The organism is Guyparkeria sp., from assembly GCF_046545975.1.
Lineage (GTDB): Bacteria > Pseudomonadota > Gammaproteobacteria > Halothiobacillales > Halothiobacillaceae > Guyparkeria.
Window position 1 is genome coordinate 1 of the sequence record NZ_JBKGYT010000028.1, and the last position, 23,041, is coordinate 23,041.

Consider the following 23,041-nt stretch of genomic DNA (forward strand, 5'->3'; position numbering starts at 1 on the left):
GAGCGCCTTCAGGCGCGAACACCAGGTTCTACGGTGGTCGATTCGCGGCTGAAGCCGCTCCTACAGTAATCCCCGTTCGGCCATGGACACGCAGGGTCTCCCCACCACCACGTGATCGAGCAGGCGCACGTCGATCAGGTTCAGCGCCTCGCGCAGGCGTTCGGTGATGCGTCGGTCGGCGGCACTGGGTTCGGCGACGCCGGATGGGTGGTTGTGGGCGAGGATCACCGCCGCGGCGTTGTGGCGCATCACGGCGCGCACCACCTCGCGCGGGTGGACGGCCGCCTGGTCGATGGTGCCGAAGAACAGGCGCTCGAAGGCGAGCACGCGGTGGCGGTTGTCGAGGTACAGCGCGCCGAAGACCTCCTGCGTCTCGCCGTCGAGCTCGGCCTGCAGGAAGCGGAACACGGCCTGGGGGCTCTCGATGTCCGGCCCGACGCGCAACTCCTCGGCAAAGTGCCGCCGGGCCAGTTCGACCACGGCCTGCAGCTGGGCGTACTTGGCGTCGCCCAGCCCGCGGGCGCGGGCGAAGTCCGCACGGGTGGCGGAGAGCAGCGCGCTGATCGAGCCGAAGTGCGAGAGCAGGTCGCGGGCGAGGTCCACGGCCGAGCGCCCGGCCACGCCGGTGCGCAGGAAGATCGCCAGCAGTTCGGCGTCGGAGAGGCTTGCCGCGCCGCGTGTCAGCAGGCGCTCGCGGGGCCGCTCGCTGGCGGGCCAGTCGGTGATGGGCATGAGGACTCCTTCCGTGGAATCGGGTTACCTGGAATCGTGTTGCTTGAAACGGGCCGTGCCCCGCGACTCCCTGTCGGTTACCCGCCGGGCCGGCTACCCAGCAGGATACCCTGCTCGCGCCAGCGCTCCAGTTCCGCGAGGGCCAACGGGGTGAGTGCCTCCACGGACTGGCCGAGTTGGGCGGCCACCGAGGCGATGACCTCCCGCCCGGTGGATGCCTCCGCCTCGTCCAGGGCGATGAGCAGTTGCGCGCTGGCCGGCGAGAGCCGCAGGGCAGACGGGGCGCCCCGCCGGTCGCGATGGAGCAGCAGGTGGTGCAGGCCGGGGGCGGGGATCGTCGGTTCCCGTCCGGCTTCCAGTTCGGCGGCGATGTGGTCGATCGGATAGGCGGCAAGCATCAGCCGGGCGAGCGGCGAGCGCACGGGTTGGCCGTCGAGCAGGTCGCCATCGGGATCGAGATCCGCCGGTGGCGGTGGCTCGTCCTCGGCCAGCAGCTCGAAGCGCGCGAGTTCGTAGGGCAGCAGTTCGCGCTGCCAGTCGCTCAGCCCGGCGGCTGTCTCCGGGTTGTCCTCGAGGTGGGCGACGAATGCCGCCGGCAGGTCGCGCATCAGTGGCGAGGCCAGCGCGCAGTCGCGGAAGAACGCGCGGCCGAGTTCGCGCCAGTCCGCTTCCGGCAGGCTGGCGGCCAGCGCCGGGAAGGCCGTTTCCAGCATGCCGTCGACGTTGTTGAAGAACAGTCGTGCATACCAGGCCATGCGTTCGGGCCTGCTACCCGGGGGTGGCGGGTTGGCCTCCGGGTCGCGCACGTAGCGGGTGAAGGCCTGCTGGGCGGTACGGAAGTCGTCGCTCACCGGGTCGTCCTCACGCCGCCTTGCTGCCCAGCGCGCGCTCGGCGGTACGACGGATCTGGTTCACCTCGTCCATCAGCTCGTCGAGCGGCGGGATGTCGAAGTCGCGCTCCAGCAGTGTCGGCACCGGCCCGACATGACGGTAGGTGTGCTCGAGCAGGTCCCAGACCGGGTCGCTGACCGGCGCGCCGTGGCTGTCGATGATCAGGTCGGGTTCGACCTGGTGGTGACCGGCGACGTGCAGGTAGCGCACCCGCTCGGCGGGCATCGCGTCGATGAAGGCGTAGGGGTCGTAGCCGTGGTTGACGCTGTTGACGAAGACGTTGTTCACGTCGAGCAGCAGGCCGCAGTCGGCGCGCTCGAGGATCTCGAGGATGAATGCCTGCTCGTCCATCGTCGCGGCGACCGGGGTGTAGTAGGAGACGTTTTCCAGCACCAGTTGCCGGCCGAGGCGTTGCTGGACGGTGTCGATGCGCGCGACGACGTGGTCGATCGCCTCCTCGGTGAAGGGGATCGGCATCAGGTCGTAGAGGTGCGCGTTGTCCGAGCAGAACGAGAGGTGCTCGCTGTAGAGCTCGGGGCGGTACTCGTCGAGAAAGCCGGCGACCTCGTCGACGAAGCCCATGTCCAGCGGTGCCGGCCCGCCGATCGACAGCGACAGCCCGTGGGTATAGAGCGGGTAGTCCTCGAGCAGGGAGACGAAACGATCACGGACCGGCCCGCCGAAACGGATCCAGTTCTCCGGGGCGACCTCGAGGAAGTCCACGTCGGGGCGCTGGGCCTCGATCTGCTTCATCAGTTCGCCGCGTCGCAGGCCGATGCCGACCGGGACGCGGCCGAGGTGAGAATCCGGTGTCTGGCGTGCGGGCATGACGTGCCTCCGCAAGGGTATCCCCCTTGACGATCACGGACCCGACCGAGGGCGTGCGCCTGTCGAGTCGCGTCCATGATTCATGGTGTTCGGTGCGGGCCGCCATCGCGGCGGCCCGGTCAGTCACGACTTGTCGTCGTCCTTTTCCTTGTCGTCGTCCTTGTTGCCGCACTTGCCCTCGCCGCAGGCCATCTCGGCGGTCTGCAGCGTGCCGGCGTGGGTGGACTCCGAGGCGAACGGGTTGCCGTTGCCGGCGGCCATGGCCGAGGAGCCGGCGATGGCGGTGGCTAGGGCGGTCGAGCCGATCAGCAGGTGCTTCTTGGATTGCGCTTTCATGTCGTCGGATCCTCTCGTTGGGGTTCACGCGGAGCAACCGCGTTGCTTTCAACAGCCGTGTCGACGGTCGATATCCTGATGATGCACAAGGGTAGACGGTAATACCAAAGTCTGCCGCTGGGATTTGTTAGCCCTTTCAGCTAGTTGCTCAGTCCGTGCTGGTCAGGTCGCGCCGCGGCTGATCGATCCCGTCGGTGCAGACGTCGAGCGTCGGGTCCTCGATGCAGCGCTCCGCGGCGCGCAGGCGCTTGTCGAGGTACTGCGGATAGAAGTCCGGCACGGTCACGCCCTTGATCTCGTCGACCACCTGCTTGCCGTCCGGGGCGAAGTAGATCACTTCCGGCACCAGTTCCACGCCCTGCAGGCGCGCGAATTCCACCGGGGTGTAGGACGTGCCCTGCCATTCGATCTCCGGCAGCTCGGAGTCGATCTCCACACGGCGGATGATCAGACGGCCGTCGTACTCCTCGCTTTCCGCCATCGTCTGCAGGAACTCGTCGTCCACCGTCTGGCAGTAGGTGCAGTAGGTGGCGTGGAAGAACAGCAGCATCGGGATCTGCTGTTCCTGCATGTAGGCGAGATCCGCCTCGACGTTCTCGAGGTCGCTCATCAGGGGCACATCGCCGCGATCGGCGTTCGCAGCCGATTCATCGGCCTGACCGGGAGAAGCCGCCATGCCGGTCAGCAACAGGCCTGCCAGGGGCGCGAGTGCGCCGAGGGCCAGACGTCGGCGGGATCGGGTCGAGGGGATCGAAGGCACGGGTTTCTCTCCGGGAAAAGGATGGCTGCCGGCCACGGCCGGATTACATGCGAATTGGACCATATCGGAGTTGGCGGGTTCCTCAAGCCCGTGCCCGACTGCGGCATCCGGGTTACCATGACTCCTGTTTCGTGACGGCCCTGGATCAGGGATCCGGGCCGTCCGGTTGCAAGAAATGAGGATGACAGATGAGCAAGGCATTTTCCGAGGGCCGCGTGCTGCGGATCGCCACCCGAGCCAGCCTGCTGGCGCTCTGGCAGGCGGAGTTCGTCGCCGCGGAGCTGAAAAGGCGCAACCCGGGCCTCGAGGTCGAGCTGGTCAAGATGACCACCCGGGGCGATCAGTTGCTCGACAGCCCGCTGTCCAAGATCGGCGGCAAGGCGCTGTTCGTCAAGGAGCTCGAGGTGGCGATGCTCGAGGATCGGGCGGACATCGCGGTCCACTCCATGAAGGACGTGCCGATGGAGTTCCCCGACGGCCTGGAGCTGATCGCCATCCTCGAGGGCGACGACCCGCATGACGCCTTCGTCTCCAACAAGTACGGCAACCTCGACGAGATGCCGGCCGGCAGCGTGGTCGGCACCTCGAGCCTGCGGCGCGAGACCCAGGTGCACGAGCGTTTCCCGGATCTCGAGGTCAAGACCCTGCGAGGCAATATCCACACCCGGTTGCGCAAGCTTGACGACGGCGAGTACGACGCGATCATCCTGGCCGCCTCGGGTCTCAAGCGCGCCGAACTGGCCGACCGGATCACGCATCGACTCTCGGCGGAGGAATCCCTGCCGGCGATGGGCCAGGGTGCGCTCGGCATCGAGGCCCGCAGCGACGATGCCGAGGTGCATGCCCTGATTGACCCGCTGATCGACCGCGACACCACCATTCGCGTGACCGCCGAGCGGGCCTTCAACACCCGGCTCAACGGCGGCTGCCAGGTGCCCATCGGCGGGCACGCCCTGCTGGTCGACGACGACCGGCTGTGGCTGCGCGGCCTGGTCGGTCGCCCGGACGGCTCCGAGACGCTGCGCGACGAGATCACCGGCCCGCGCGCGCAAGCCGAGGCGCTGGGCATCGAGCTGGCCGAACGGGTGCTGCGCGCCGGGGCCGACAAGATCCTCGCCGAGGTGGGTATCGAGACCGAGGCGCCCGGGAAGGACTGATTCCGTTGACGCAGGGAAATGCCGACCCGGTCGACCGCGTTGTCCTGACGCGCCCGGAGGACGCCAACCACTCGTTGCGCGCCGCCCTGCTCGAGGCGCGCCCGCCTCGCATGCCGGCGACATTCAGCGACTACCCCCTGCTGCGGATCCGGCCGCGGGACCCGGGCGAGTTGCTCGACGCGCTGGCTGCCATGCGGGCATCGGACCTGGTGGTATTCGTCAGTCCCCGCGCGGTGAGCATGGCCGACGCCGTCCGCCCGCTGGAGGAATGGCCCGAGGCCCGGGTGGCAGCGGTCGGCGAGGCCAGCGGGCGGGCGCTGGCCGAGGCCGGCCGGCCGGCCGACTTCCTGCCCGATGGTTCCGAGGACAGCGAGGGCCTGCTCGAGCGGCTGGCGGAGGTCGACATGCGCGGGCGCACCGTGTGGATCATCCGTGGCGAGACCGGTCGCGGGCTGCTGGCCGAACGCCTGGCCGAGCGGGGCGCTCGACCGGTGTTCGTGCCGGTCTATCGCCGCGAGTGCATCGGCCGTTCCGACGACACGGTGGTGGCACGATCCGGACCGGGGACGGTCTGGGTCGTGACCGCGCCGCAGGCGATCGACTGTCTGGCCCGCCTGGCGGGTCCGGCGGATGGCGACCGGACGGGACTGCTAGACTCGACCCTGGTGGTGATCAACGAGCGTGGCCGGGACCGGGCACGGGAACTGGGCTTTCGCGGCGAGATCGCCGTGGCCGGCGGACCCTCGCCGGCGGCGCTCGCCCGGGCCGTCTGGGCCGTGGTCGGCCGACGGCTACAATAGATGCAGGACACACGATCGTCGCCGGGGACACCGTGCACACGGGGGATGAACATGGACAAGAAAGACGCCGACAAGCGTGCCGAGGAAAAGCCGGCCAAGGACAAGCCGGCCACGACAGCCGCCGATCAGCAGGCCGGGGAGAAGGCGCCCGGGGCAGTCGAGCAGCCGGCGGCCGAGGCGATGACCGACGAGCGCGTGGACGAGGCATCGCCGGGCGATCGGACGGATGCGGACGCGGCCGGGGAGGAACCCGCGGCACCCGGCCCCGATCGGGAGGCGCCCGGGGTATCCCGCGGGGCCTTCGGGTTCTGGATCGCCCTGCTTTTCCTGGTCGTGCTCGGGCTCGGCGCCGCCGGGGGGTGGTATGCGTGGCAGCTGGGCGAGCGCCAGCAGGCCGCCATCGAGCAGCAGGGGTCGGAAACGGAACGGCTCGACGACAGCCTGGCCACCCTGGCCGACGACCTGCAGGCCAACCGGTCGACGATGGACGCGCTGGAGGAGCGTAGCGACGAGATCCGTCGCGAGGTCGAGTCGGCCCTGCGCGGGCAGCAGGACGAGCTCGATCAGCGACAGGACCGGCTGGCCGAGCGCCTCGCCGAGATCGACGACCGGCTCGGCCGCGGCGAGATCGCCTGGAAGACCGCCGAGGTCGGCTTTTTGCTGACCCGCGCCCAGGAGCGCCTGGTGATCTCCCGCGACCCGGAGGGGGCGATGACCGCCCTCGAGCTTGCCGACGAACGGCTGGCGGCCCTGTCGCGGCCGCAGTGGCTGCCGCTGCGCTCGGCCATCAGCGATGCCCTCGGCGAGCTCGAGTCCGCCGGGTCGGCCGACCGGGTCGGCCAGGCACTGGAACTGCGCCGGCTGGCCGACGGCGTCGAGGACTGGCCGCTGGTGGACGAGGCCGCGGCCGACGAGAGCGCCCCGTCCCCCGCCGAGGCCGAACCGCAGGCGAAGGCACCGTCGGAGGATGACCCCTGGTACGAGCGGGCATGGGCGGGCGCGACCGACTGGCTGGCCTCCCAGGTGACGGTGAGCCGTTCGGATACCCCCACGCGGGTGCGCGAGCGGGTCGCCAACGACCGCGAGATGCGCCTGTGGCTGACGGCCGTGCGCGAATCGCTGTTGGCCCGCGACCACGGCGCCCTGCGCACCACGGTCGACGAGGCCGAATCCTGGCTGGACGAACACTACGCCGAGGATGCCGCCGGTCCCGCCGCGGCCCGATCCGCCCTGGAGTCCGTGCGCAACCGCTTCGCGGCACGGGACTTCCCGCCGCTGGACGCGGTGTTCGAGGCCTGGGAGAAGGGCATGGCACGGGAGAAGGCCCGGGGCGAGTCGGCTGAGCGTGCCGGCTCGTCGGGCAAGGAGGCGGACCAATGAAACGCGTGATCTTCTGGGTTCTCCTGCTCGCGGCCCTGGTCGCCGCGGGGATCTACTACCTTCCGGGTGCCGGGGCGGCCATGGTCGAGTTCGCCGGCTGGCGGCTGGAGACCACGGCGCTCGGCCTGGTGCTGATCGCCGTGGCGGCCCTGGTCGTGCTCCTGCTCGTCTGGCGGCTGCTGTCCGGGCTGTTTCACCTGCCGAGGCGCTGGGCGCGTCGGTCGGCCGAGAATCGCCGCCGGGCCGCGGACGAGAAGCTGTTGCGCGCCTGGGCCGAACGCCAGCGCCGCCACACCGACGAGGCCCAGCGTTTCGCCCTGGCGGGCGTGGATGACGGCAGCCTGCCTCCGTTGCACTTCCAGGTGGCCATCGACGCGCTGCTGGACGGCTTCGATCCGGCCCGCCAGGGGATCGTCCGCAACTCGCGCGAGGAATCCCGTCGCGAGATCAACGACCTGTTCGAGACGGTCGCCCGCCGCTTTCCGAAGTTCGCCGAGTTTCTGCGTCTGCACATCGTGCAGCGCCTGATGAGCCTGGGCGAGATCGAATGGGCGCGCGAGATGGTCGAGCCGCTGATCGAGACCCACCCGCGTGACGAGGCGATCCTGCTGATTCGTGCCCAGCTGCTCGAGCGGTGCGGGGACTGGGAGGCCCTGGCCGGGCTGCTGCCGACCCTGCGGCGGATCAAGAGCAGTCGCCTGACGGGCGACGAACTCCTGCGACTCGAGCGCGAGGTGTTGCTGGGGCGGATGGACGCCGCGGCCCGACGGCGCGACCTGAATGCGCTTTCGCGGCTCTGGGCCGAGGCGGGGCGCAACGTGACGGAGAATGCCGCCGTGACCATCGCCTATGCGCGGGCACTGCAGCAAGCCAACGCCGACCAGGCGGCCAGCGAGGTCCTCGAGAAGCGCCTGTCACGGCATCGCGATGTCGCGACACTGCATGCCTGGGCCGATCTCGATCACGGCGATGCGGCCGAGGCTCGCCGCCGGCTGATGCGGCTGGTGCCCGAGGAGTGGAACGAGCCGGCCAATGCCCCCGACGTGGCCCACGCGGCCGAGCGCGCCGCCTTTGCCTACGCGATGGCGAAGCTGGCCCTCGAGGAGGGGGACCCGTCGGCCGCCCAGATCTGGATCGGTCGGCTCGGCCAGCTGGACCAGGAACCCCGCTACCTGGCGATCGCCGCCCGGGTGCATGCCCGGCTGCGGGACAGCACCGAGGCATCGCTGCTCTACGAGCGGGCGCTGGCCCGCGCGGGGATGGAGCCCGACGTGACGGCGATCCATGGCCGTTGAGGCCCGGGCCGCGCTCGTCGACCTGCGCGCCTTCCTGGAACGCCTCGAGTCCCGCGGCGAACTGGTCCGGGTGACCGAGCCGGTCTCGCCCGACCAGGAGATGACCGTGCTGGCCGATCGCGTGCTGCGTGCCGGCGGGCCGGCCCTGCTGATCGAGAACCCCGTCGGCTTCGATACCCCCGTGCTGCTCAACCTGTTCGGCACGCCCGAGCGCGTCGCCCAGGGGATGGGCGGCGAGTCGCTGGCCGACCTGCGCGAGATCGGGCGGCTGCTGGCCTTCCTCAAGGAGCCCGATCCCCCGGCCGGCCTCAAGGAGGCCTGGCAGAGCCTGCCGATCTTCAAGAAGGTGCTGGACATGGCCCCGCGCCGGGTCAAGAAGGCGCCGGTGCAGGAAGTGGTGCTGGAAGGCGACGAGGTGGACCTGTCGCAGTGGCCGGTGCAGACCTGCTGGCCGGAGGACGCCGCACCGCTGATCACCTGGGGACTGACCACGACCCGGGGCCGACCGCGCAAGGGCGGCGGACTGTCGGCGGACCCCGAGGACGCCGCGGCCGCCGGGCGGGAACGCCTGAACATGGGCATCTACCGCCAGCAGGTGATCGGCCGCAACCGGGTGATCATGCGCTGGCTGGCCCACCGCGGCGGCGCGCTGGACTTCGCCCACTGGCAACAGGCCCACCCGGGCGAGCCGTTCCCGATCGCCGTCACCCTGGGGGCCGACCCGGCCACGATCCTCGGTGCGGTCACGCCGGTGCCCGACACCCTATCCGAGTACGCCTTCGCCGGGCTGTTGCGCGGCGAGCGCACCCGGCTGGTCGAGTGCCTGTCGCACGACCTGCTGGTGCCGGCGAACGCGGAGATCGTCCTCGAGGGCTTCATCCACCCGGACGACACGGCCGTCGAGGGCCCCTACGGGGACCACACCGGCTACTACAACGAGACCGAGACCTTCCCGGTGATGACCATCGAACGCATCACCCACCGCAAGCACCCCATCTACCACAGCACGCACACCGGCCGCCCGCCGGACGAGCCGGCCATCCTCGGCGTGGCCTTGAACGAGGTGTTCGTGCCGCTGATCCAGAAGCAGTTCCCCGAGATCGTCGACTTCTACCTGCCGCCGGAAGGCTGTTCCTACCGCATGGCGGTGGTCTCGATGAACAAGCAGTACCCGGGGCACGCCAAGCGCGTGATGATGGGCGTATGGAGCTTCCTGCGGCAGTTCATGTACACCAAGTTCGTCATCGTGGTGGACGACGACGTCGACCCGCGTTCCTGGGAGGACGTGGTCTGGGCGATGACCACCCGCATGGACCCGGTGCGCGACACGCACCTTGTCGAGAACACCCCGATCGACTACCTCGACTTCGCCTCGCCGGTCTCGGGGCTGGGCGGCAAGATGGGGCTGGATGCGACGTCCAAGTGGCCGGGGGAGACCGACCGCGAGTGGGGACGGCCCATCCGCCCGGACCCGCGCGCCCAGGCGGCGATGTCAGAGGTGTTCGAACGGGTGATGGCCGAGGCCGAACGGCGTGCCGGCGAAGGCTGAACCGCGGCGATCAATGGGGCCCGCCCGGCCAGGGCTGCGCGATGCTCATCGCGATCGGCACGTGGTCCGAGCCGCCCAGCGGCCGCGCCTCGGTGCCCCGGATGTCGAGCGACTGGCTCACCGCGATGTGATCGATGGCCCGCTGCGGTTGCCAGCGCGGGTAGGTGGGGGGTGAGAGACGCGGCAGTTTCAGGCCGTTTTCCACCAGCCACTGGCGCAGCCCCGGGTCGTCGGGCTCGCAGTTGAAGTCGGCCATTACCACCACGAAACCGGGGACGTCGCAGATCTCTCCCAGCTGCTGGAACTGCATGCGACGCGCCCCCCGTCCCAGAGCCAGGTGGGTGTCGATCACCCGCAGCGGCTCGCCGTTCCAGAGATAGTCCGCGATCAGCGCGCCGCGTCCGGGCATGCGACCGGGCAGGGGCTGCTGTTCGATGGCGATGGGCTCGACGCGGCTGAGCAGCCCCAGGGCGTGCTTGCCGAACTGTCCCAGGTCGCGGTTGACGCGCACGGCCCAGTGGGCCAGTTGGGCGCGTTCGGCCAGGTACTCGGCCTGGTTGAGGAAGCGGCTGCGGATCGAGCCGGCATCCGCTTCCTGCAGCCCGATGATGTCGAAGTGGGTCATCGCCGCCCCGATCGTGTCGAGGCTGTGCTGCCGGTCGGCGCTGGGGAGGAGGTGTTTCCAGCCGCCGAGGATGTAGTCGCGATAGCGGTGGGTGGCGATGCCGACCTGGATGTTGTGGGAGAGCAGGCGCAGGGGCTGGTGGCCGCGGACCTCGGCGAAATCCGTCGGGCCGCCGGTGGACGCGGGGCTGCACTCGAGGCACCGCCTGGCCGCCGCGCGCGCCATCAGCCGCCCACCAGGGTCTCGCCCAGTCGCCGCGTGAGCTGCTCGTTCTCGCGGTAGTCCACGGGCACGTCGATGACGCAGACCGCGTCGCTGGCCATCGCCTCCTTCAGGATCGGCAGCAGACCGTCGCCGGATTCGACCCGGTAGCCCTTCGCGCCGAAGCTCTCGGCCAGCTGGACGAAGTCCGGGTTGCCGAAGTGCACACCCGTGCTGCGGCCGAAGCCGCGACGCTGCTTCATGTCGATCAGCCCGTAGCCGCCGTCGTTCCAGATCAGCACGATGATCGGCGTCTTGCAGCGCACCGCCGTCTCCAGCTCCTGCACGTTCATCAGGAAGCCCGCGTCCCCGGTGGCGGCGACGATGTGGCGTTCCGGGTAGAGCAGCTTGGCGGCGATCGCGCCGGGCAGGGCGATGCCCATGCTGGCAAAGCCGTTGGAGATGATGCAGCTGTTGGGCTGTTCGGAGCGGTACATGCGCGCCAGCCACATCTTGTGGGCACCGACGTCGGAGATGACGATGTCGCGGCTGGAGAGCGCCGTGCGCAGGTCCCAGATCAGCTTCTGCGGCTTGATCGGCATGCAGTCGTCGTCGGCGTGCCGGTTCATGTCCTCGATCAGCGCCTCGCGCAGGTCGCGGAAGGCCGGCCCCTCGCGGGGGCTGGCCAGGTCGCCGAGGCGATTCATGGCGGTGTTGACGTCGCCGACGATGCTGGCCGCCACCGGGTAGTAGGCATCCACCTCCGCGGCCTCGGTATCCACGTGGATGATGCGGCGGTCGCGGGTCGGATGCCATAGCTGCGGGTGGTACTCGACCAGGTCGTAGCCGATGCAGACGATCACGTCGGCCTGGTCGAAGCCCACGTTGACGTAGTCCTTCGACTGCAGGCCCACCGAGCCCAGCGCCATGGGGTGACGGAAGGGGATCACCCCCTTGGCCATGAAGGTGTTGGCCACGGGGATGTTGAGCCGTTCGGCGAGCCGGGCCAGGGCCTCGCTGGCGCCGGCACGGACCACGCCGTGGCCGGCGAGGATGATCGGGTGGTGCGCCTCGCTCAGCAGGCGGGCGGCCTGCTCGAGGCTCTTCTCGCAGGGCTCGCTGGTCCCGTTCGGGGTCACGGGGAGCGGGTCGGCGTAGCCGGCCTCCACCGGCATGGCCGCGACGTCCTCGGGCAGCTCGATGAAGCTTGCCCCGCCCTTGCCGGCCTCGGCGAACTTCGCCGCCCGCCGCACGGTCTCGGGAATGGCCGAGGGCGTGACCACGCGCGAGGCGTAGCAGGTGATCGGCTCGAACATCCGCACGAGATCCAGGACCTGGTGGGACTCCTTGTGCAGCCGGTCGATCCCCGCCTGCCCGGCGATCGCGATCAGCGGGGCGTGGTCCATGTTGGCATCGGCCACGCCGGTGACCAGATTGGTCGCGCCGGGACCCAGCGTGGAGAAGCACACCCCGGGCTTGCCGGTCAGCCGGCCGACGAGGTCGGCCATGAAGGCCGCCCCCTGTTCGTGGCGAGTGACGACCAGTTCGATCGACGACTCGTTGAGAGCGTCGACGAAATCGAGGTTCTCCTCGCCCGGGATGCCGAAGACGTACTGGACTCCCTCGTTCTCCAGGCAGCGCAGCAGCAGTTTGGCGCCGGTGCTCACTGCAGGGTCACTCCTGCTCGTCGCGGACCCGGTCGATCAGCTCGTCGACCACCTCGACCATCCGGGCATTGCCGCCGGCCAGTCGGCCGGTGACCAGGTAGCGCCCGTCGACCAGGATGGAGGGGACGCCCTGCATTCCGGCATCCTCGGCGATCTGTCCGGTCTTCCGGATCTGGTTGTTCACCGCGAAGCCGTTGTAGGCGTCGAGGAAGCCTTCGCGATCCACGCCCTGTTCGGCGTAGAAGTCGGCGATCGACTCGGTGTCGGCCAGCTTGCGGTCATTGCGGTGGATCGCATCGAACACGGCCGCGTGCGTCTCCTCGACCGCGTCGAGGGCCTGGGCCGCGTAGAAGGCCTGTGTCAGCGGCAGCCAGTGCTGGCCCAGGGCCAGCGCGCGGCGCTCGAAGACCACGTCATCGGCCAGATCCTCGAGCCAGGGCTCGATCTCGGCCTCGAGGTGGTAGCAGTGCGGGCAGCCGTACCAGAAGAACTCCTGCACCAGGACCTTGCCCTCCGGGGACTCGACATCGGTTTCCACCTCGCGGTAGCCGTCGCCTTCGGCGGCGGAGGCGGTGGCGGAAAGGGTCAGCGAGAGGCCCAGTATCAGGAGGGCGGGCAGCCTGGCCACGAGACCGATGACGGTGGCCAGGCGGGCAAAGCGGATCGAGGACATCGTGACAGCGGTCATTGGAATCATTCCGGTCGGTTGTCGGCGTTCATCGCCGGTTTTCTTCGAGGGGCCAGGTGAAAAAATCGGTCCCGTGAAACAAGTATGGGGCAAGCCCGCTGCGGTTGCAGCCGGCCGCCCCATCTTCCTCTCCGGGTCGGGCGGACGTCAGAGCTCGCCGTAGGAGTGCAGCCCGGAGAGGAACATGTTCACGCCGAGGAAGGCAAAGCTGGTGATCAGCAGGCCACCGATGCTCCACCAGGCCATGATCGGGCCGCGCCAGCCCTTGGTCAGGCGCATGTGCAGCCAGGCGGCGTAGTTGAGCCAGACGATCAGCGCCCAGGTCTCCTTCGGGTCCCAGCTCCAGTAGCCGCCCCAGGCCTCGGCGGCCCACATGGCGCCGAGGATGGTGGCGATGGTGAAGAAGGCGAAGCCCAGCGCGATGGCCTTGTACTGGATGTCGTCCATCACGGCCAGCTTGGGCAGGCGGTCGTTGGGTCCGTCGCCGCCCATCTTGTACTTGATCAGGTAGGCGATGCCGACCATCGCGGCGATGGCGAAGGTGCCGTAGCCGATGAAGTTGGCCGGCACGTGGATTTTCATCCACCAGCTGTTGAGCGCCGGGACCAGCGGCTCGATCACGTGAGCCGCCCGGTCATGCTGGTACCAGAGCAGGAAGGCCAGCGAGACGCCCACGATCAGCATCACGAAGCCGCCCAGGCTGCGGTTGTTGTAGCGCTTCTCGTAGTAGAGATAGAGCAGCGCGGTGAACACGGCGAAGACGATGAACACCTCGTAGAGGTTGCCCACCGGGATGTGGCCGTAGTCCATGTTGATCAGGTAGGACTCGCGCCAGCGGGAGAAGAAGCCGACGAAACCCATGACCGAGCCGGCCCACACCAGCGCCGAGCCGACCTTGAGTCCGTAGTTGGAGCGCGCCAGCGTGCCGATGAAGTAGGTGGGGATGGACAAAAGGTACAGCGTCACCATCCACATGGTCGCCGCGGTGCTCGAGAGCAGGAACTTGAACAGGAAGCTGGATTCCTGGAAGTCGGCCAGCGCCTCGCGCCCGATCGCACCATCTGCCCCGAGGGTGTTGTATTGCCAGAGCGCATACAAGGAGATGACGGCCACGATGCCGGTCAGCCAGCGCATCGCGGGCCAGATCCAGCCGACGAATGCCAGGAGCGCCGCCGTGCCGAACAGGGTGCCCGTGGTGTAGGCATCCAGTGCCTCGCTGTACTGGCCGAAGCCGATGATCGATGCGATGAGCACCGCCACGATCCAGACGGTGTCCACGAGCCCGAAACGCCGGGACTCGTCGATATGCGGGGAGGGTTGATACCCCTTGATCATCTGTTCGTTAGGGACAGACATAGCTGTTTTCTCCTGCGCGGATTGTCTTGCCGTCGGTCGACTCCATCAGCCCTTTTCAGGGTCTGACGGTGGGTTTTTCTGCTCGTTTGACCCGGTCTGGCGCTGAAGTTCATTGCTGAACTGGTCGAAGACCTGATCGAAGTCGATGTTCTTGCGGGCGTCGGTGCCGGCCACGATCAGCCGGTATTGGCCCGTGTCGTCATCATCCTCCGAGTCGGCCGGTCGGATCAATACCCACAGGCGACGGAAGTGGATGTAGAAGAGCATGAAGATGCCGAGGGTGAGCATAAGCGAGCCCAGGTACACCCAGAACATGCCCGGCGCACGCGTGATCTCCAGACCGGTGGACTGGATGTGATCGAAGCTCTTGGGGGCGACGAAGATCGGCGATCCGTAGTTCGGGATCACGGTGATGACGTCCAGGGCATCCTCGAAGAACTTCTCGTCACGGCGGCCGAATTCTTCGACGCCCTGTTCCTGCAGGGTCTCCATGTAGGTGCGCATCAGTACCGACTGCACCACCCGGAAGGAGGACTCGCGGGCCTGCTCGGTGCCCGGGCCGGTCATGCCGCGCTCGGCGAGCGACTGGTCGACGCGTTGCTCCAGCGCGGAAAAGCCCTCGTCGACGAACAGGGCAACCAGGCTGGCGATCGACCGGGCCGCGGAGTCCTCCACGTCCTGCTCCCGGTCGCCGGACTGCCCGGCCTGGCCGACGAGTTCGGCGGCGATCCGACGGACCTCGTCCTCGTCCTTGAGCTTGGCGTAGAAGGACATGAAGGTCTCGAGCGAGTTGTCGCGGTCGGCCGGGAGGAACAGGAACTGCTGCGGCCCGCCCGGGCTTGCCCGCAAGCCGCTGAGGAAGTAGCGGGTGCCCTCGAAGTCCACCGGCGAGAAGTAGTTCTCGTACTCGACGGCCTGGCCCGAGTCATCGCGCAGACGGAAGGTGACCGACGGACCGAAGTTGACGTTGTCGGCACGCGCCTTGCCGCCGCTGCTCGACGCGCCGAAGAAGGTGTTGGCCAGCCAGTCGGAGGTCGCTGCCATGAATCCGGCCCCGTCCTCGTCACCTTTTTCCTCGTTTTTCTCGCCGGAGACGCTGGCGGCACCCGGGCCGTCCTGTTCGAGCGATTCCTGCTGCTCGCGCGGGACCGGGTTGACGTTGTAGAGCGTGAAGTCCGTGAACTCGATCTTGTAGGTCTCGTCGCCGAACTCGAAGTTGCGCTCGTCGTTGACCTTGCCCTCGAGCTCCTGGCGGGTACCCGCCTGGCCGAGCAGCTGCCAAGCGTCGAAGGTGATCTCCGAACCGCCATCGCCGAAGCTCGACTGGAAGATGTTGTAGCCCTTGTACTTGAGAGGGTGATTGACCTGGATGGTCTCCTCGACGATCTCGCCGGTCTCCTTGTCGGTCAGCTTGATGTCGGAGTTGAAGGACTTGGGCATCCCCGTGTCGTAGTAGTCGATGTGGAAGTCCTTCACGTCGACGCGGAACGGGAGGTTCTGCACCACGTAGCCGTCCTTCAGGCCGATGAAGGCCACGTCGCCCCACTTGCCCTCCGGGATGTTGACCGAACCGCGGAAGCCCGCGAGCGACCCCTCGGGCAGGTGGCTTTCCTCAGGCACCTGGCTGACCGGGAGGTCGCGGGTCTCAACCTCGACCACCCCGAGGGTGTTGAGCAGCTTGAGGTACATCTTGCTGTCGAGCAGACCGCCGACCAGGATCACGACCATCCCGAGGTGGGTGAGCACGTAGCCGATGCGGTTCAGTCCGCCCTTGCGGGCGGCGATGAGCGTCTCGCCGTCACGTTCCTTGACCCGGGACTTGTAACCCAGCCGGTCGAGCAGAGCGCGGGTGCGGCTGGTGATCTCGTCGGCAGGCAGTTCGCTGTCGAACTGGCGCGAATGGGCGAAGGCCCGCAGCGACTTGGACTGCGCGTTGACCCGGAAGGCGCGCATGTCGCGCATGAAGTTCGGCGTGTTGCGAATCAGGCAGGCGCTGGTTGACGCGAGCAGGAACAGCAGGATGACCACGAACCAGCTCACCGAGTAGACGTCGAACAGCCCCAGGGTATTGAAGATCTCGAACCAGAACGGCCCGAACTCGATCAGGTAGTCGTTGAAGGGCTGGTTCTGCTGCAGCACGGTGCCGATCACCGAGGCGATGGCCAGGATCGCCAGCAGCGCGATCGCCAGGTTCATCGACGTCAGCCAGGTGTACAGGCGTGACCAGAGACTGCGAGGTCGGCGTTTCGGGGCGGATTGTGCCTGGGATGTCATCTGCGGGCCTTGAAATGATCTGGGAGCGAATGGATGCGTGTACCCGGCGGTGCGAGCAATCGATCACCGGGTGTGACGGACTTCCGCCATCGTGGTTCCCCGGCGCCCAATGGCCGGGGACGTTGCCGGACTTCGTGCCCGCCGGGTGCAGTCGCATCCGGCGTCCGCACCACCTGTGTCATCCCTGATCAGGCAGGCCTTCCGGGGCGTCGTCCCGCCCCGGAGCGGTTACTCGAACGTGGCGATGTGGGCGGCCAGTGCCTCGATTTCCTCGTCACTCAGGTCCGTGGCGACCGGGTACATGACTTCGGCCTTGCCGCCCTTGCGCGCCTCGCGGCGATAGTCCTTCAGGGACTGCGCCGTGTAATCCGCGCTCAGGCCGCGCATCGCCGGGAAGCCGGCCGGCTGGTTGCCGCGTCCCTCGGCGCCGTGGCAGGCCGCGCAGGCGGCGACGCCGTCGCGACCGTGGTGATAGAGCTTGCTGCCGAGGTCCGAGCCCTCGTCGGCCGGGTCGGCGACCTTGCGTTCCTGGGCGGCGTAATAGGCGGCGATGTCGCGGATCTGCTCGTCGCTCAGGTCGGCGGCCTGGGGCGCCATGACGTTGTTTTCCCGGTCACCGTCGCGGTAGGCGCGCAGCTGGGTTGCCAGGTAGTCGGCCGGCTGGCCCGCGATCGAGGGGAATGCCGGGTTGTTGCTGTTCCCGTTGTCGCCGTGGCAGGCCGCGCAGGACTGCGCGGCCTCGCGCCCGGCCTTCACCGAGCCTTCGTCGGCCTGGGCCGCGCCGGCGGCCAGGGAAAGCCCCAGGATCAGGCCGGTGGTGAAACGGCCGCGGCGCGGCATCGAACGGGTCACTGTCTTCATGGCTGCAGTCTCTGTTGTGTTCGCACCCGGGCGAGCCGCCTCGGGCCGCCCGGCTGTTCGCCGGTCGAAATCGACCCGTAATCAAACAGCATAAGCGGCTCGCTTGCAACCTCCTGCCGTGGCAGGATGATTGCCCCTTGGCCACTGTCACCACCCAGGTCCGTCCCATGTCCGAGAGTCCCCGCCCCCGCCCTGCCCGTCTGTTCGACTCCGCCAGCTTCATCAAGAGCGCCCCGCGACTGGAGGCCATCGGCGAGGATGACGGCGCCGAGGTCGCCTTTGCCGGCCGGTCGAACGCCGGCAAGTCGACGGCGCTGAACGCCATCGTGGGCCAGAAGGCACTGGCCCGGACGTCGCGCACCCCCGGGCGCACGCAGATGATCAACCTGTTCGGGCTCGGCGGCGAGACGGAAGGCGCGCGCTTTCGCCTGGTCGACCTGCCCGGCTACGGCTATGCGAAGGTGCCGGAGGCGGTCCGCCGGGCCTGGGGCGAGGCCATGGCCCAGTACTTCGCCGAGCGCCGCTCGCTGGTCGGGGTGGTGGTGATCATGGACATTCGCCACCCGGCCAAGGCGCTCGACCTGCAGATGCTCGAGTATGCCGTCGCTCGCGGCCTGCCGGTGCTGGCGCTGCTGACCAAGGCGGACAAGCTCGGCTTCGGGCAGGTCAAGCAGACCGTGGCCCGGATGCGGCGCGAGCATCCCCTGCCGGGCGTCGAGTGGATGGCGTTTTCCGGCGCGAAGGGCACCAATGTGCGCGAGGTCCGCGAGGTGATCGCCGGCTGGCTGGAGTCCGCCGTCGACTGACCCCCGATCAGACCGCCTCCAGCGTCAGGTCGGCCACCACCGGCAGGTGGTCGGAGATACGGCTGAGGATCGGGTCCCTTACCGCCTTCAGGCGGTGAGGGTGCAGTGGCCCGCGGATCCAGATCTGGTCCAGGGGCAGCAGGGGGCGGCTGGCGGGAAAGCTCCGCCGGGGCGGCAGCCGGATCAGTTGCCGGTGGAGGTCACGCAGGCTCCTGGCGCGTGGCAGCCACTCGTTGAAGTCACCGGCCAGGATCAGCGGCTCGTCGGCCGGCAGGTTCTCCAGGGCCTCGGCGAGGCGTCGACCCTGCTCGCGCCGCTCGACGAGGCCCAGCCCGAGGTGCACCACCCAGCAGTGAAGGATCCCGGCCGGGGTGCTCAGTCGGGCACGCAGGGCGAGCCGAGGTTCGCGGGCGCCATGGGACAGTTCCAGCCGATCGTCCGCGACCAGCGGCCAGCGTGACAGGATCAGGTTGCCGAAGCCGGTGATCTCGTCGGGCCGGTGGACGCAGCCGCGCTCGTGCGTGGGGGCGAAGAGCCAGTGCGGAAACTCCGGGCGCAGCGCGCGCAGGAGGCGGTCCCGGCCGGGGTCGTCGACCAGGTTGGCTTCCTGCAGGGCGATGATGTCCGGGTGCAGCCAGCGGATCACCCGGGCGGTGCGCTCGGGGGTGTAGCGCCCGCGATGGTCGATGCAGCTGTGGATGTTCCAGGTCATCACCCGCAGCCGGGCCGCGGCATGGGCCGGATCCCGGCTCATGACGACCCCGAGGCCTGCTCGCGCAGTGCCAGCCAGCGTGACAGGCCCCAGCCGATGCCGATGAACACGACGGTCAGCAACACCAGCACGGCGATGGCCGTCGGCCCGGGGTCGAGCAGGGTGCGCAACAGCTGGTCGGAGAACACTGTCAGGGCGATCGTGCCGGGCAGCAGGCCCAGCAGGCTGCCGATGATGAAGTCGCGGGCCTGGATGCGGCTGGCCCCGGCGACCAGGTTGACCATGGTAAACGGGGCGACGGGCATCAGTCGCAGGGAGAAGATCGTCAGGACACCCCGCCTGGCCAGGTGCCGGCTGACCTGGTCGAGACGCTTGCCGGCGAGTCGGCGCAGTGCCTCGGCGCCGAGCAACTGCCCGGCGAAAAATCCCATGATGGCGGCCATCAGCAGCGCGCCGTAGGCCAGGCCGAATCCCGTCCAGGCACCGAAGAGCAGGGCCGCGGCGACGATCACCGGCGTGGCGGGCACGCCGACGAGCAGGCCCGCGGTCGCCAGCGCGAGGAACAGCCACACGCCGCCCTCCATGTGGCGCAGGCCGGCCAGCCGGTCGAGGACTTCCCGTGGGGCGACCTGCTCGCCCAGGGGAGTGAGGCGCAGCACGAGGGCGATCGCCACCAGTGCGGCGATCACCAGGGCGAAGGCCGTGGCCTTGCGGCGCAGCGGACGGCGCGACCTGCCTTCGATGAACATGTCGATCAGTTCCTCCGGCGGGCGCGCTCGCTCGGGATCGATCACGGCCGAGTCCGGCACCTGCCGGTCAAGCGATTCGTCCAGGGTGATGTCCAGCGTTTCGAGCCAGCGGCCATGGCCCGGCTGGTTCAACGTCTCGATGGCACGGATCGTCGAGCCTTCCCGTCTCTCGGCCTCGGCTACCTGCGAGCGCGTGACGCCCAGGTGTTCGGCCAGCAGCTCGTGGCGCATCGAGGCGATGGCCTGCCGGGCGCGCTCGCTGTCGCCGAGCAGCGACAGGTTGAGTTCGCTGTCGAAGCCCATCGAGCGGTTGGAGGTGTTCGCCGAACCGAGATTGAGGTGATCGTCGTCGGCGATCACCAGCTTGCTGTGCAGGCTGACCATGTCGGGCTCGAGCCCTTCCACCGCCGCGTAGAGGATGCGCAGGCGGCCGTGCCGGTCGGCCTCACGCAGCCGTTCGATCAGCCGGGCGCGGAGCACGTCCATGGTCATCCGTTCCAGCCAGCCGTCCTTTTCCCGCGGCAGGACCAGGATCACCTCGGGGCCTGCCGGCTGCTCGAGGCTCTCGACCAGGGCCTCGCCGACACGGTGGCTGGTGAAGTACTGGTTCTCGATGTAGATGCAGCGACGTGCCGTGCCCACCATCCGGCACAGCGTGATCTCGATCTCGCGCACTTCGGGCTGCCCGTGATAGGCCGGCAGGGTGCGCGTGATGCCGACCGAGGCGTTCTCCAGCGCCACCGCGACCCGTTGCCCGGGCCAGGGCGGCGAGCCGGACGGGGCCTCCGGGGGGGCGACCGACCGGCCGGTGGCCCGCTGCCAGCGGTCTCGGGCCAGCTCGCCCAGGTCCCGGCAGACCGGCCCGGTCACGGCGAGGGCAAGATCGTGGAACGGTGGGTAGGGATGCCCGTCCGGGTCCTGGCGGGCGGCGTCGCCTGGGGCGTGGGCACGGCGATCCCAGCGCCACTTGGACGGGTCGAACCCGCCGACCAGCGCCGCCCGGTCGTCGACCACCAGCAGCTTCTGGTGGTGCGAGGCACCCAGCGGGTGCCGGCCGTCGAACTTCACGTGCAGGCGCGGGTGGCGGGAAAGCGGCCGGTTGAACAGCGGCAGCCATTCCCGCTCGAAGGCGTAGATCATGGCGAAGTCCCAGGGCAGGAGGTGGATCTCCAGTTCCGGGTTGTCCGCCAGGGCCCGATGCAGGACACCGGTGAGATGAGTGGGGCCCTGCTCGGCCTCGTCCGGTCCGTACATCCTCACCCGGCTGTCCACGTCCCAGCAGAGGATGAGCGCCTGCCGCCGCGCGCCGGCCAGCATCTCGGCGAAGGCCGGGAACCAGTTCTCCCCGTCGACCACCAGTCCGACCCGGTCGGCCCGGCTGAGCCGCCAGAAGCCGTCGCCGGCCCGTGGGTCGGAGGTCAGCGCGGCATCGCGGGATGGCTGGTCGTCGGTAGTCTGCATCGGCTCGGCGTAGGCACTTCGCTGGAAACGGGTCCGGGGGTACGGACAGATGCTAGTCCAGACCCTCGCCGGTATCGCGTCTCAACTCCCGGAGGCGAGCAGCGTCCACCAGGTCACCGCGCTGATGGCGCACCAGGCCACCGGCAGGACCGCCAGCCGCCAGCGCCCCGGGCCGGCGGTCATCAGAACCAGCCCGAGGGTGGCGATGGCGGTTGGATCGGGGGCCAGCGCGAACAGTTCCACGCCCGCCGCCCCGCGGTGCGCGAACAGGCCGGCCAGCGGGTGGAGAACCATTCCCCAGAGCAGCAGCGCCAGCCCGGGCCACCAGCCGGCCGAGCGACGGTCGACGCGCAGGCCGGTATCGGCAGACGTGAGCAGCAGGAGCAGGGACTGGGCGACGAACACGGCTGCCAGCCAGTGCGCGGCGAGATTGATCTCGGCGTAGAGCGGGAAGAACCGCCAGGTCACCAGTGCCCAGGCGGCGGCCAGCCCCGCGGCCGCCGCCCGGTGTGCCCGGTGCTGCCGTCCCGTGGCCAGCAGCACGATCCCGACAGCGAGCGCCGGCAGCAGGACCTGTCCCGGCCAGACCGCCAGGTTGAGTCGCTCGAACAGTCGCAGGTAGCTCTCCGGCGAGAACATCAGGAGGTCGGCGGGGCGGTAGCTCAGCCAGGTCTCCATCGACGCCTCAGAGGCCGCGGACGTGCTCGACCATGCGCCGGCGCATGGCCTCGTCGGGCAGCGGGCCGGCGAGTGCGCCCATGTTTTCCCGCATGTGCTCGACCCGGCTCGTGGCCGGGATGGCGCAGGTCACGTCCGGGTGGGCGGCGATGAACTTGAGCAGGAACTCGGCCCAGTTGTGCATCCCGGCCTCGGGTGCCCAGTCCGGGAGCGGATGGCGCTTGACCCGGTCGATCAGCCTGCCGCCCTGGAAGGGGCGGTTGGCGATGAAGGCGATGCCCTTCTCCCGCGCCAGCGGCAGGATGCGGTCTTCCACCTCGCGGTTGGCCAGGCTGTAGCTGGCCTGGACGAAGTCGATCGGGTAGTCGCGCATGATCCGTTCGATGTCGTCATGCCGCCGGCCGTGCGAGGTGGTGATGCCCACGTAGCGCAGTCGCCCGCTCTCGCGCATCGCCAGAAGCGTTTCCATGTGCGCCTCCCAGGCGACGAGGTTGTGGATCTGCATCAGGTCGAAGCGCTCGATGCCCCAGAGGCCTGCGGAGCGCTCGATCTGGGCGCGCCCCTTGCTGCCGGAAGGCGTCCAGACCTTGCTCGCCGCGAACAGGTCGTGCCGGCCCTCCAGGCGCTCCAGGGCATGGCCGATGACCGCCTCGGCGGAGCCGTACATGGGCGAGGAGTCGACCAGCCGGCCGCCCCGCTCGAAGAAGGTGCGCAACACCGCCGTTCGTCGGGCGCGGGCGGCCTCGTCCTGCCCCACGTTGAAGGTGATCCAGGTGCCCATGCCGATCACCGGCAGCCGTTCGTCGCTGGCCGGGATGGCACGGGTGATCGTGCCGTTCGGCGACGGTGAGTCGCTGGCCCGGGCGAGCGCCGGGAGCGTGCCCAGCGCCAGCGCGCACCCGGCCAGCCGGAGCAGCCGTCGCCTTCCGGGCAGGTGGGAGGCGTCAACCATGGTCGGTCGTCTTTGCCCGCGCGGTGCGATCTGGTCGGGTCATTCGCGACTCCCTCCTTCGGATGGGTTTCAGGCATGGAAGGTAGGCCGATCCGGCCCGCTTTGCCACCGGCCTGTCCGCCGGTCCGACACGGTCGTCCATCAGTCTATTCATGTATTTGATAATGCCGGTATAAATAGTTATTTCCGGTCCTGCCGGGCGCGGACTAATGTTTTCGAATTAACGAAAAACAAGAACGAGGGGTCCACACGAAGGGAAACCCCGATCGCTCCCCCGGCCGGG

The 23,041-nt window shown here is 68.9% G+C and carries 21 protein-coding genes; 6 read left to right on the forward strand and 15 right to left on the reverse strand.

Annotation, left to right across the window (positions count from 1 at the left end; genetic code table 11):
- Positions 1–60: 60 nt before the first annotated feature.
- The 5 genes from radC to ACLFMY_RS04285 form a co-directional block, all read right to left on the reverse strand.
- Positions 61–732 (reverse strand): RadC family protein, encoded by a 672-nt coding sequence (gene radC / locus ACLFMY_RS04265; protein ID WP_410763321.1) that lies wholly within the window; start codon positions 730–732, stop codon positions 61–63.
- Positions 733–809: 77 nt separating this feature from the next.
- Positions 810–1,583, reverse strand: a complete 774-nt coding sequence (locus ACLFMY_RS04270; protein ID WP_410763322.1) for a DUF2063 domain-containing protein — start codon at positions 1,581–1,583, stop codon at positions 810–812.
- 10 nt (positions 1,584–1,593) lie between these two features.
- Positions 1,594–2,451 carry a DUF692 domain-containing protein gene (locus tag ACLFMY_RS04275; protein ID WP_410763323.1) on the reverse strand — a complete coding sequence of 286 codons (858 nt, stop codon included), beginning with the start codon at positions 2,449–2,451 and terminating at the stop codon, positions 1,594–1,596.
- A 123-nt stretch (positions 2,452–2,574) separates the two neighbouring features.
- Positions 2,575–2,787: a hypothetical protein gene (locus tag ACLFMY_RS04280; protein ID WP_410755124.1), complete on the reverse strand. Its 213-nt coding sequence runs from the start codon at positions 2,785–2,787 to the stop codon at positions 2,575–2,577.
- A 148-nt stretch (positions 2,788–2,935) separates the two neighbouring features.
- Positions 2,936–3,397 (reverse strand): thioredoxin family protein, encoded by a 462-nt coding sequence (locus ACLFMY_RS04285; RefSeq protein WP_410763324.1) that lies wholly within the window; start codon positions 3,395–3,397, stop codon positions 2,936–2,938.
- Positions 3,398–3,735: 338 nt separating this feature from the next.
- Here ACLFMY_RS04285 and hemC point away from each other — a divergent pair, with 338 nt between their 5' ends.
- From hemC to ubiD, 5 genes are read left to right on the forward strand one after another with little or no spacing between them, the layout of a single operon-like run.
- Complete coding sequence (hemC, locus tag ACLFMY_RS04290; protein ID WP_410763325.1) at positions 3,736–4,704, forward strand: hydroxymethylbilane synthase; 969 nt, start codon at positions 3,736–3,738, stop codon at positions 4,702–4,704.
- 5 nt (positions 4,705–4,709) lie between these two features.
- The gene (locus ACLFMY_RS04295) at positions 4,710–5,504 is read left to right on the forward strand and encodes a uroporphyrinogen-III synthase (protein WP_410763326.1); all 795 of its coding nucleotides are present in this window, start codon (positions 4,710–4,712) and stop codon (positions 5,502–5,504) included.
- A 51-nt stretch (positions 5,505–5,555) separates the two neighbouring features.
- A complete protein-coding gene (locus ACLFMY_RS04300) occupies positions 5,556–6,884 on the forward strand; it encodes a uroporphyrinogen-III C-methyltransferase (protein WP_410763327.1) in 1,329 nt (442 codons plus the stop codon).
- Positions 6,881–8,179 (forward strand): heme biosynthesis protein HemY, encoded by a 1,299-nt coding sequence (locus ACLFMY_RS04305; RefSeq protein ID WP_410763328.1) that lies wholly within the window; start codon positions 6,881–6,883, stop codon positions 8,177–8,179. Before ACLFMY_RS04300 ends, ACLFMY_RS04305 begins: the two co-directional genes overlap by 4 nt.
- Positions 8,169–9,728, forward strand: a complete 1,560-nt coding sequence (ubiD, locus tag ACLFMY_RS04310) for a 4-hydroxy-3-polyprenylbenzoate decarboxylase (protein ID WP_410763329.1) — start codon at positions 8,169–8,171, stop codon at positions 9,726–9,728. Before ACLFMY_RS04305 ends, ubiD begins: the two co-directional genes overlap by 11 nt.
- A 10-nt stretch (positions 9,729–9,738) precedes the next feature.
- Here the strand turns inward: ubiD and ACLFMY_RS04315 are convergent, their stop codons facing one another.
- The 6 genes from ACLFMY_RS04315 to ACLFMY_RS04340 form a co-directional block, all read right to left on the reverse strand.
- Positions 9,739–10,578: an endonuclease/exonuclease/phosphatase family protein gene (locus ACLFMY_RS04315; RefSeq protein ID WP_410763330.1), complete on the reverse strand. Its 840-nt coding sequence runs from the start codon at positions 10,576–10,578 to the stop codon at positions 9,739–9,741.
- A complete protein-coding gene (locus ACLFMY_RS04320; protein ID WP_410763332.1) occupies positions 10,578–12,221 on the reverse strand; it encodes an acetolactate synthase large subunit in 1,644 nt (547 codons plus the stop codon). The genes ACLFMY_RS04315 and ACLFMY_RS04320 overlap by 1 nt, the downstream gene beginning before the upstream one ends.
- Positions 12,222–12,228: 7 nt before the next feature.
- A complete protein-coding gene (locus ACLFMY_RS04325) occupies positions 12,229–12,909 on the reverse strand; it encodes a thiol:disulfide interchange protein DsbA/DsbL (protein ID WP_410763333.1) in 681 nt (226 codons plus the stop codon).
- A 147-nt stretch (positions 12,910–13,056) separates the two neighbouring features.
- Positions 13,057–14,265: a c-type cytochrome biogenesis protein CcsB gene (gene ccsB / locus ACLFMY_RS04330; RefSeq protein ID WP_410763334.1), complete on the reverse strand. Its 1,209-nt coding sequence runs from the start codon at positions 14,263–14,265 to the stop codon at positions 13,057–13,059.
- 45 nt (positions 14,266–14,310) lie between these two features.
- Positions 14,311–16,461: a cytochrome c biogenesis protein ResB gene (locus tag ACLFMY_RS04335; RefSeq protein WP_410763335.1), complete on the reverse strand. Its 2,151-nt coding sequence runs from the start codon at positions 16,459–16,461 to the stop codon at positions 14,311–14,313.
- A 306-nt stretch (positions 16,462–16,767) separates the two neighbouring features.
- Positions 16,768–17,400: a c-type cytochrome gene (locus ACLFMY_RS04340; RefSeq protein ID WP_410763336.1), complete on the reverse strand. Its 633-nt coding sequence runs from the start codon at positions 17,398–17,400 to the stop codon at positions 16,768–16,770.
- Positions 17,401–17,567: 167 nt separating this feature from the next.
- On the opposite strand from ACLFMY_RS04340, the gene yihA reads away from it, so the two are divergent.
- Positions 17,568–18,206 carry a ribosome biogenesis GTP-binding protein YihA/YsxC gene (yihA, locus tag ACLFMY_RS04345; protein WP_410763341.1) on the forward strand — a complete coding sequence of 213 codons (639 nt, stop codon included), beginning with the start codon at positions 17,568–17,570 and terminating at the stop codon, positions 18,204–18,206.
- Positions 18,207–18,213: 7 nt separating this feature from the next.
- Here yihA and ACLFMY_RS04350 read toward each other — a convergent pair whose 3' ends face one another.
- The 4 genes from ACLFMY_RS04350 to ACLFMY_RS04365 form a co-directional block, all read right to left on the reverse strand.
- Positions 18,214–18,960, reverse strand: coding sequence for an endonuclease/exonuclease/phosphatase family protein (locus ACLFMY_RS04350; RefSeq protein WP_410763337.1), 747 nt, complete (start codon positions 18,958–18,960; stop codon positions 18,214–18,216).
- Positions 18,957–21,128 carry a VTT domain-containing protein gene (locus tag ACLFMY_RS04355; RefSeq protein ID WP_410763338.1) on the reverse strand — a complete coding sequence of 724 codons (2,172 nt, stop codon included), beginning with the start codon at positions 21,126–21,128 and terminating at the stop codon, positions 18,957–18,959. The genes ACLFMY_RS04350 and ACLFMY_RS04355 overlap by 4 nt, the downstream gene beginning before the upstream one ends.
- Positions 21,129–21,209: 81 nt before the next feature.
- Positions 21,210–21,806 carry a DUF6064 family protein gene (locus ACLFMY_RS04360; protein WP_410763339.1) on the reverse strand — a complete coding sequence of 199 codons (597 nt, stop codon included), beginning with the start codon at positions 21,804–21,806 and terminating at the stop codon, positions 21,210–21,212.
- A 7-nt stretch (positions 21,807–21,813) separates the two neighbouring features.
- Positions 21,814–22,758 carry an aldo/keto reductase gene (locus ACLFMY_RS04365; RefSeq protein WP_410763340.1) on the reverse strand — a complete coding sequence of 315 codons (945 nt, stop codon included), beginning with the start codon at positions 22,756–22,758 and terminating at the stop codon, positions 21,814–21,816.
- Positions 22,759–23,041: the final 283 nt, after the last annotated feature.

Bases quoted from the DNA above. Each gene is read 5' to 3' on its own strand.
- ACLFMY_RS04340 (WP_410763336.1), bottom strand. From the start codon at position 17,400: ATGAAGACAGTGACCCGTTCGATGCCGCGCCGCGGCCGTTTCACCACC.
- ACLFMY_RS04350 (WP_410763337.1), bottom strand. From the start codon at position 18,960: ATGAGCCGGGATCCGGCCCATGCCGCGGCCCGGCTGCGGGTGATGACC.
- ACLFMY_RS04275 (WP_410763323.1), bottom strand. From the start codon at position 2,451: ATGCCCGCACGCCAGACACCGGATTCTCACCTCGGCCGCGTCCCGGTC.
- radC (WP_410763321.1), bottom strand. From the start codon at position 732: ATGCCCATCACCGACTGGCCCGCCAGCGAGCGGCCCCGCGAGCGCCTG.
- ACLFMY_RS04285 (WP_410763324.1), bottom strand. From the start codon at position 3,397: ATGAGCGACCTCGAGAACGTCGAGGCGGATCTCGCCTACATGCAGGAA.
- ccsB (WP_410763334.1), bottom strand. From the start codon at position 14,265: ATGTCTGTCCCTAACGAACAGATGATCAAGGGGTATCAACCCTCCCCG.
- ACLFMY_RS04305 (WP_410763328.1), top strand. From the start codon at position 6,881: ATGAAACGCGTGATCTTCTGGGTTCTCCTGCTCGCGGCCCTGGTCGCC.
- ACLFMY_RS04335 (WP_410763335.1), bottom strand. From the start codon at position 16,461: ATGAACCTGGCGATCGCGCTGCTGGCGATCCTGGCCATCGCCTCGGTG.
- hemC (WP_410763325.1), top strand. From the start codon at position 3,736: ATGAGCAAGGCATTTTCCGAGGGCCGCGTGCTGCGGATCGCCACCCGA.
- ACLFMY_RS04300 (WP_410763327.1), top strand. From the start codon at position 5,556: ATGGACAAGAAAGACGCCGACAAGCGTGCCGAGGAAAAGCCGGCCAAG.
- ubiD (WP_410763329.1), top strand. From the start codon at position 8,169: ATGGCCGTTGAGGCCCGGGCCGCGCTCGTCGACCTGCGCGCCTTCCTG.
- ACLFMY_RS04325 (WP_410763333.1), bottom strand. From the start codon at position 12,909: ATGACCGCTGTCACGATGTCCTCGATCCGCTTTGCCCGCCTGGCCACC.
- ACLFMY_RS04315 (WP_410763330.1), bottom strand. From the start codon at position 10,578: ATGGCGCGCGCGGCGGCCAGGCGGTGCCTCGAGTGCAGCCCCGCGTCC.
- ACLFMY_RS04355 (WP_410763338.1), bottom strand. From the start codon at position 21,128: ATGCAGACTACCGACGACCAGCCATCCCGCGATGCCGCGCTGACCTCC.
- ACLFMY_RS04280 (WP_410755124.1), bottom strand. From the start codon at position 2,787: ATGAAAGCGCAATCCAAGAAGCACCTGCTGATCGGCTCGACCGCCCTA.
- yihA (WP_410763341.1), top strand. From the start codon at position 17,568: ATGTCCGAGAGTCCCCGCCCCCGCCCTGCCCGTCTGTTCGACTCCGCC.
- ACLFMY_RS04360 (WP_410763339.1), bottom strand. From the start codon at position 21,806: ATGGAGACCTGGCTGAGCTACCGCCCCGCCGACCTCCTGATGTTCTCG.
- ACLFMY_RS04365 (WP_410763340.1), bottom strand. From the start codon at position 22,758: ATGGTTGACGCCTCCCACCTGCCCGGAAGGCGACGGCTGCTCCGGCTG.